10 protein-coding genes are annotated in these 7,659 nt (G+C 49.3%); 3 read left to right on the top strand and 7 right to left on the bottom strand.

The genetic code is table 11. From position 1 onward, the window contains the following. Positions 1–154 precede the first annotated feature (154 nt). Positions 155–835, bottom strand: coding sequence for a 7-cyano-7-deazaguanine synthase QueC (gene queC, locus AC0QH1_RS23385; RefSeq protein WP_324633781.1), 681 nt, complete (start codon positions 833–835; stop codon positions 155–157). 271 nt (positions 836–1,106) lie between these two features. Between queC and AC0QH1_RS23380 the strand changes: the two genes are divergently transcribed. Continuing rightward, the gene (locus AC0QH1_RS23380) at positions 1,107–1,622 is read left to right on the top strand and encodes a hypothetical protein (protein ID WP_324633780.1); all 516 of its coding nucleotides are present in this window, start codon (positions 1,107–1,109) and stop codon (positions 1,620–1,622) included. Positions 1,623–1,780: 158 nt separating this feature from the next. Here the strand turns inward: AC0QH1_RS23380 and AC0QH1_RS23375 are convergent, their stop codons facing one another. The 3 genes from AC0QH1_RS23375 to AC0QH1_RS23365 form a co-directional block, all read right to left on the bottom strand. Beyond that, complete coding sequence (locus AC0QH1_RS23375; RefSeq protein ID WP_324633782.1) at positions 1,781–2,101, bottom strand: TMEM165/GDT1 family protein; 321 nt, start codon at positions 2,099–2,101, stop codon at positions 1,781–1,783. 90 nt (positions 2,102–2,191) lie between these two features. After that, positions 2,192–2,617, bottom strand: a complete 426-nt coding sequence (locus tag AC0QH1_RS23370) for a TMEM165/GDT1 family protein (protein WP_324633779.1) — start codon at positions 2,615–2,617, stop codon at positions 2,192–2,194. Between the two features lie 93 nt (positions 2,618–2,710). Continuing rightward, positions 2,711–3,061, bottom strand: coding sequence for a YkgJ family cysteine cluster protein (locus AC0QH1_RS23365; RefSeq protein WP_324633778.1), 351 nt, complete (start codon positions 3,059–3,061; stop codon positions 2,711–2,713). Between the two features lie 276 nt (positions 3,062–3,337). Here AC0QH1_RS23365 and psb30 point away from each other — a divergent pair, with 276 nt between their 5' ends. Continuing rightward, complete coding sequence (psb30, locus tag AC0QH1_RS23360; protein ID WP_324633777.1) at positions 3,338–3,469, top strand: photosystem II reaction center protein Ycf12/Psb30; 132 nt, start codon at positions 3,338–3,340, stop codon at positions 3,467–3,469. Between the two features lie 159 nt (positions 3,470–3,628). On the opposite strand, the gene AC0QH1_RS23355 is transcribed toward psb30, so the two are convergent. From AC0QH1_RS23355 to AC0QH1_RS23345, 3 genes are all read right to left on the bottom strand, one after another. Continuing rightward, positions 3,629–3,964, bottom strand: a complete 336-nt coding sequence (locus AC0QH1_RS23355; RefSeq protein WP_324633776.1) for a hypothetical protein — start codon at positions 3,962–3,964, stop codon at positions 3,629–3,631. A 414-nt stretch (positions 3,965–4,378) separates the two neighbouring features. Continuing rightward, entirely contained in the window at positions 4,379–4,834 is a 456-nt protein-coding gene (locus tag AC0QH1_RS23350; protein ID WP_324633775.1) for a response regulator, read from the bottom strand. A gap of 200 nt (positions 4,835–5,034) precedes the next feature. Continuing rightward, positions 5,035–5,472 carry a response regulator gene (locus AC0QH1_RS23345; protein ID WP_324633774.1) on the bottom strand — a complete coding sequence of 146 codons (438 nt, stop codon included), beginning with the start codon at positions 5,470–5,472 and terminating at the stop codon, positions 5,035–5,037. 754 nt (positions 5,473–6,226) lie between these two features. On the opposite strand from AC0QH1_RS23345, the gene AC0QH1_RS23340 reads away from it, so the two are divergent. Next, positions 6,227–7,489, top strand: a complete 1,263-nt coding sequence (locus AC0QH1_RS23340) for a PAS domain S-box protein (RefSeq protein WP_324633773.1) — start codon at positions 6,227–6,229, stop codon at positions 7,487–7,489. The last annotated feature ends 170 nt before the right edge of the window (positions 7,490–7,659 follow it).

Here is a 7,659-nt window from a genome sequence, read left to right as displayed (position 1 = left end):
CAGATTACCAACTGTATGCGAACTCAGGTTGGCTTTTTCGTCTGGTGTGGGGGCGGAGGGTCGATCGCCTGGATTGGAAGGAGCAAAATTTGGGTTTGAACTCCCTCCCCACAAAAAAGGCGCGCTTCAATTTCTCAGCGATCGCCAGATTTCCTTAAACCCCAGCATAAGGCAGGGGGTCGGTTAAGCCTAATTGGGCAAATGCTGCCAAGCGCAAGCGACAGGAATCGCACTGAGCGCAGGCTAATTCCCCACCGGCATAGCAAGACCAGGTTTTCTCCCAGGGGACACCCAGGCGATCGCCGAGTTGAATGATTTCGGTTTTCTTTAAGTCAATCAGAGGGGTGACGATCGCGATCGCTTCTCCCTCTCGGCCTTGTTTTGTCCCTAAGCGAAATACCTCTTGCATCGCCTGAATGTAGTCGGGGCGACAGTCGGGGTAGCCGGAATAGTCGAGGGCATTTACGCCGATATAAACCCGCGACGCCGCGATCGCTTCTGCATAGGCGAGGGCAAAGCTGAGAAAAATGCTGTTGCGCGCGGGCACGTAGGTAATTGGAATGTGGCGCGACATTTCCTCCAGGGAGCGATCTGCTGGCAAGTCCATCGCCTCGTCGGTTAAGGCAGACCCCCCCCACTTTCGCAGGTCAAAATTCACAATCTGATGTTCGGCAACCCCTGCCGTCGAAGCGATCGCATGCGCCGCCTCCAATTCTCGCCGATGCCGTTGTTGGTAATCAAACGAGAGGGCATAACAATTGCAGCCATCAGCTTTCGCTTGATAAAGCACTGTAGAGGAATCTAATCCGCCGGATAATAAAACAACTGCTTTCACCAGAACCTCTCGCAATCTTTCGCTGTCGGGGGAAGGGAAACCTAACCCCATTTGATGATATCATTCCCCTAAGCGGGCAGAACCGCGATCGCCACCTCCTCAAATCTTCATCTGTTACCCCCTTCGTAACAAATCTTAACCCTTTTTCCTGCCAAAACCGGGGATTTCGATACATTTCGTAGCGTTTTGAAAAAATACTTAATCCCAATTGCTACAGATATTCGATAAGCTAAAAGTAATAGAGACACAACAGAAGAAAGAGGAAACATCGATGGCAGCACATTCAACAATCGAATTTAAAAAACCACTGTGGCAAACTATTGCATTATTGAGTCTGGGATTTTGGCTGAGCGGTACCCTGCTGCTGGATGGGGTAATTATGCCGAGTTTATATGCGGCGGGAATGATGACTCAACCCGGTTTTGCTTCCGCGGGTTACATGATTTTTGGCATGTTTAATCGCATCGAATTAATCTGTGCGGCGTTAGTTTTAACCGGGATTTTGGCTTTGGTAAAACTGCACCAAGTGCAAGGAAAGTGGATAACTCCCGCTATTGTAATTTCGGTGTTCCTGTTGGCGCTGACTTCTATCGAAACCTATGGCTTGACGCCGCAACTGAGTGCGTTAGTGATGCAGCTCAATTGGTTAGAACCGCTACAGCAATCGGCGGCTGAAATGACACAAATGCAGTCCGGATATTGGGCATTGGAACTGCTGAAATTGACTGGCGGCGCGATTCTGCTGACTTGGTTGTATCGCGATCGCGGCGAATCCGTGGCTCAATAAATCCCTGGGCATTCCATGAGATTAAACAACAGAAAGCTTCTGCCATTATAATATAGGTGGAGGTTTTTTATTGCGGTGGGGAAGGTGCGTGACCCCCGGATAAAATTCGTGGATTTTCCCATGAATTGGATAACGGGGGTCACGTATCCTACGATTGCTTAATTTTCAATTCCCAATTCTGCAGGGGATTCGGGGGAGTCTTCCGAGTCGGAACTGGGCCATAACAAGCGAATGCCCATGATGGCGAATCCGGCGGCGGCGCTGATTTTCACCCACTGAGTGGGCAAAATTTGGGCTGCACCTTCGCCAATCAAAACGCCGATTAAGCTAGCGAGCAATAACGCGCCGGCAGTGCCGAAAAATACAGCGCGGGGAAATTTGGAACTGCCACCCAGCGCGATCGCCGCAAGTTGGCTTTTATCTCCCAATTCGGCTAAAAACACGGTGATAAAACTCAGTCCGAGAAGTTGCCAATCTATCATATTTTATCCTTTTTCTGATTGCTTTTTTTATCGCGCTGTTAATAGAGAACCTACAGTTGCTGCGCCTTATGGCGGGCAGTGCTTGGGTTAATGCACCACATCCCACACCAAGGTAGCGGCGATAAACAGCAAGACGATCGCTGCCGATCGCTCCAGGGTTTTTGGGGAAACGCGCTTGGCAAGCCATCTTCCTAATATTACCCCTAGCAAGCTGGTGGCGACTAATGCAGAACCAGCACCAGCAAAAACAATCCAGGGGGATTGAGATTCTGCTGTCATTAACAAGGTCGCCAGTTGCGTTTTGTCCCCTAATTCGGCGAGAAAAATGGTGACGAAAGTGGAGGCAAATACTCCCCATGCGCCCCGATCGCCGTTGGATGACTCAGTGGGGCTGTGGGCGTTCGGCGTTTCCGCCACGGCGCGATCGCCATCTGCTTCGCTTACCGGCGGAGTGGGGGAGTGCTGTTCTTTCACCAAAATGGAGCTGCGATCGGATACAGAAGATGTTTTCACGGGTTATTGGGCTAAACGCTCGCTAGGTTTCCAGTATGCAGTTCATTGTTCCAAAGAATGCCCAAAAAGATCAACCCATTGGTAGAGGTTGTTTTAAATTCCCACATAATGGCGAAAGCGTACCATTTCTAAACTGCGATCGCCGTAGACTCCGGAAATCTGCTCGCTGCAGCACTCGATCGCAAACTCGTTGAGCTCTTCCGGTTCGATGCCGTACATGTCCTGGAAAACATCGGCGCGGACCCGACAAAACCGGGGGCGATCGTCGTAAATGCGACATTCGCGGGTTAAGGAGTCGTAATTCACGCACCAGCCATCCGATCCGACCATACTCAGATAAAGCTCTAGTTCTTCGGGGGTCAGGTAGTCTTCTAAGTCGGGACGATCCGCCGGATCCAGATGACAGCAAGCCCCGCACTGCTTTACACATTGCCAAGTTGCCACGAGCGCTCCTCTCCTTATTCTCTGCGCGCCTGCTTTTTTAGCATAGCGGTTTTCCCTCACCGATGGAGCGCCTCCCCCGGGGTTTGCAGAGAATCCCCCCAGGAGTTGGGTTTTTTGGAGTTTTGTAAAGTTTATTAAAAAAATGAGCCATTGGCTTGTAAGATAATTAGGCGGATTTTACCGAACCGCGCTCTCTTCCCGGGGTTGGTTTCCAGCTAGGGTGGAGCGCACTGAAGCCTACTCGTCTATTCAATTGGGCATTTGTTGGGAGGATAAATGGATTTTTTAACCAATTTTGCAAGTAACCTCAACCTGGAAGCGATTATTCAGCTCACGATGGTGGGGTTAATTATGATTTCTGGCCCCGTGGTCATCTTTTTGCTGGCATTTCGCGGCGGGGACCTGTAAAGGTTCGCGATCGCTAATTGCGCGCATTCCGACATTGCCCGACTTCCCGTCGGGCTTTTTTTGTGCCGAGGGGGTGAGTTTAGGTAAAAATTGCCCCGTGGGGCTACAGGTGATCTGAGGAATATCGAGGGGTATCGAGAGAGAAGAGAAGGGTTTTTCCTATAGTGGAGAGGAGTGATAGGCGATCGCTGGCGGGGACGAAGGAATACTTCCGCCTACCGATTCTCCAAGCGGGGGCGATCGCCAATCCTCGGAGCTATCCTCGACAATGTCAGTTAATACGCCAGATTCTTCCACTAATGCTTTTAAGTGGAAATAGGCTTGTTCCGCACTCAGGGGTTCGGCGTGAATCTCGTCGGGAATGTAAAAGTGCCGACCATCGGGAAAGTAGCGCACCACAAACCCGGGAATCACCCCTAAAGATACTGTGGTTTCGGCTAAATCTTCCACAGCTTCCCAGAGGCTATAACGAGTGGAATAACCATCGTAGCCCATTTTAAGCTTGTCTCCTAATTACCCGGTTCGTAACTCTTTGAAAGTCAGACGCGATCGGCAAACCAAGCAGTAGATTGTTTTTTGCAGGTGTTGTCTTGCTCATATTGCGCCTTGCTAACCCATCGTAAGGGGAGGACAGCAGTTTTGAAAACCGAGAAAATAACTAAATTTCCAATTTAACCCTGACAGGAAAATCGGCGATCGCCTGGGTTGGCTGAAGCGGTTCTTTCTTCCTCCCTTCCCCATTTTCCCTTGGAACTGGGCGATTGACCCCCTTTCCTTGACCCCAAGGAAACGGTAAAAACGCTTTTCCTCTTTATCATCTGAATGCTCAGCTTTCCTCACCAACGGCGTCAAATTCTGCTCCCACGACGCCCCTTTCCGGTAGGGACATAGACCCACTGGCATTTTGGTTTAATCTTCATCGGCTGTTAACGAACAGTTAACCCCTTTTTTAACCAGATGGCATACCTCTTCCACTAACTTTTCTGGATCGATAGGTTTGGTGAGGTATTTTTCATACCCTAACCTCCGCGCTTTCGGTCCGTATTCCCATTCGGGCAAACCCGTGACTAACAGGGCGGGAACGGTTTTTCCTACTTCCGACTCTCTCACGGTTTCAATCAGCGCAAACCCATCGCCATCAGGCATTTTCATGTTACTCACCAATACATCCGGTTGTAAATTTTGCAGCACTTCTATCGCTTCTTTAATCGATAACACAGCGATAACCTGTGCCCCGGCTTCTTCAAAAATAAATTTAAATAAATCTCGGGTAGAGATGTCATCTTCTACGACTAAAATTCTTTTACTTTGTAAAGGTTTAAAATTTGCAAAAAAGTTAGGGTCGCTCTCCGGCTTGCTAATCATTATAATTGCTTTATTTATGGCAACTTTCGGCAGATAAAATCAGGAAATGGCTTAGGTAAAACTGGCGCAGAAATTGAAATCTCCTCAGCTTCGCTCTTCTTTTTCCTTCAAACGCAATAAAAGTAATCCATGTAAATCGGGCCGATGCTCCGATTCTGTTAGCCGATCGCCTATCGGCTAACATCTGGCGTCGGTTTGCTCTACGCTGCTTGTTGCAAGTTGCTGACGCATGTGGTTAGGCGGTTTAACAACTCTTTAAGACTGAAAGGTTTGGTAAAATAAGCCCTCGCCCCGAGGCGCTCGATCGTTTGAATTTGCTCCTCATCGAAACAACTACTCATTACCACTACCGGCAAGTGTTTCAACCGGGGTTTATCGGCGATCCATGCTAGTAATTCCAACCCGGAGAGGCGAGGCATGTTAATATCCGTCAGCACTAGCTTAGGCATCGGTGTGGCGCGATCGCTTTTTCCTCCACCGTTGCAGTGGGAAAGGTAAAGCTGCGCTTCTTCTCCATTCTTGACCACCTGCAAGGTAAAAGGTAAATTGGCTTTCTCAAAAACCAGTTGAACTATTTTCGCGTAGTTGGCGTCATCTTCAACCAGTAAAATCATATTGTCAGGAGCGATCGCTTTCATCAGTTATTCACCTCTGTAAGTTGATTACTTTACATACTCTTATCCCGCTTGATGGAAATCCCCAGGGCTTGGGTTCGAGTCATCCGCCTCTTTATCCATTCCGATAACTTTCCCTAATCCCCCTCGTTTCCCTGTCGTGCAAGATATCTCTGCCCTAACTCTATCATCGTAAATGCCCCGCAGGGTTAACGATTTTTCGGGGACTGGGGGAGGCGAAATCTGGGGCGCTTTTTGCACTGATATTCCACGCCTGGTATCAATAACGCCGATATATTGGGCTAAATCGACCGGCTTGATCTGTTTATCCTGGGTCAATGGTCGGGTTTTGCTGATAGATCCATAATAAGTGCAATCCCCGACACGCCAATCTCCCAGTAGGGATAAACTCCGGTTAACTTATGGTGTAGTAACGAATACGCGGACAGGCTATCCGGGAATAAAGTGTTACATATCACAGACCCAAATCTTTTTCTGTCCGATACCGCACATAGAAAATAGAATCCTTGTGGAGAAAGGGGGTCGAGGATTGCAGGTTCGGTGAAATTAAATGGCAAACTCCTTGCATTTAGCCTAAATTGGCGATAGAATTTGAGAGTAATATGTTTTTTCGGAAAAATCATACCGTAACTGCTTTCACTCGGTCACAGAGAAGATGGGCACAATAGTTTTTGCTACAGGAAGGGTAGGCACCCCAACCTCGGGAGATTGCAAGTTGCAAAAGTTGTCAAGCCACCGGGTGGCTTAGGAAGGAATTATGTTTCAACCCATCAATCGCGATCGCGAGAATCCAGCAGTGAGCACTCAGGCTATGACTTTTGAATCGTTGAGGCAATATGTAGAGACCCTCGACGATCGCGTTCGCCGACTCTACGAAAGGGCAAATCCCGCCTTGGAGAAACAACCCTCCCTGATGCTGCATGCGTTTAAAGAACTGGGGACGGCGGCGGAAGCATTGCAGGTGGCGATGGAGGAGCTATTATGCCAGCACGAGAATATCTTGGACCTGCACTCCGAAGTAGAACGAGAGCGCGATCGCTACCACATCCTGTTTAATGAGTCCCCAGATGCCTACCTGGTCACCGACGCTAGCGGAATCATTACTCACGCCAACCGCGCCGCCCTAGTGCTGTTTAATTGCCCCGCGCAATTCTTACTGGGAAAACCATTCCCGACCTTGGTTCCTTCCGAGCGAAGCAACGCCTTTCGCCAACAACTGCGACAGCGCCAAGAACACCGCGATCCGCAAGAATGGGAATTGCGCCTGTATTCCCCGTATCGCAATGCGTTTGACGCGGCGCTTACCCTGTCTTGCGATCGCGATGAAACGGGCAATGTGCTTTCCATGCGTCTGTGCGTGCGCGATATCACCGCCCGAGTGCGGCGAATCGCCGCCCAGGAAGCGCAAGAAGCGTTCGACCCCACCTGCGATCGCGATCGCCATTGCTATCTCAAAGGAGACATCATCCCCTTCAAACTCGATAGCCTGTGGATTATCTGCGAGGGGTGGGTGAAACTGAGTACCCTCACAGAAAACAACGAAGAAATTATGATGGGCATTATCGGTCCGAAAATGCCCTTCGGACCGAAGTTTACCCCCTTCTCTATCTATCAAGCTACGGCGGTTTCGGATACGGTAGAATTGGTCTGCATCCCCCAAGCAGAAATTGCAGAATGCAACCAGCTCAAATCCTTCAACAATTCCCAACTGCTAGAGCACTTGCATCAAACCCAATATTTTTTAGCTGTATATGGTCGGCGCAAAATTAAACACCGCTTGCTCTGTCTGCTCAAAACCTGCGATCGCCTGTTCGGCGATCGGGTCCCCCAAGGCTCTCGACTGCAAGTGCGCCTCACCCATCAAGAACTCGCCGACGCCTGCTGTACCACTCGCGTCACGATTACTCGCTTCTTAAAGACCCTACAAGAGGAAGGAAAAATTCTCTTCGACAGGGATAACCACATTATTCTCCCGGATGCAGTATCCAGCTCCCCCCCCCCCGCACAGATAACAGGTTAACAACTAGCTTTGTACTGGGCAGATGTCCTAAACAACAATGTTAGAGATGCATCCAACTCCCCCGCTTGTAGAGACGCGATTTAATCCAATTAATAAAAGGGCATTGCCCAATTAATTTTGGCTAATTGCGCTAATTGTCGTGAGAGTGAATTGTTATAGGGAGGAGAGTC

This window comes from Phormidium sp. CCY1219, from assembly GCF_055795085.1.
This window is presented reverse-complemented; position numbering and strand designations above follow the sequence as displayed.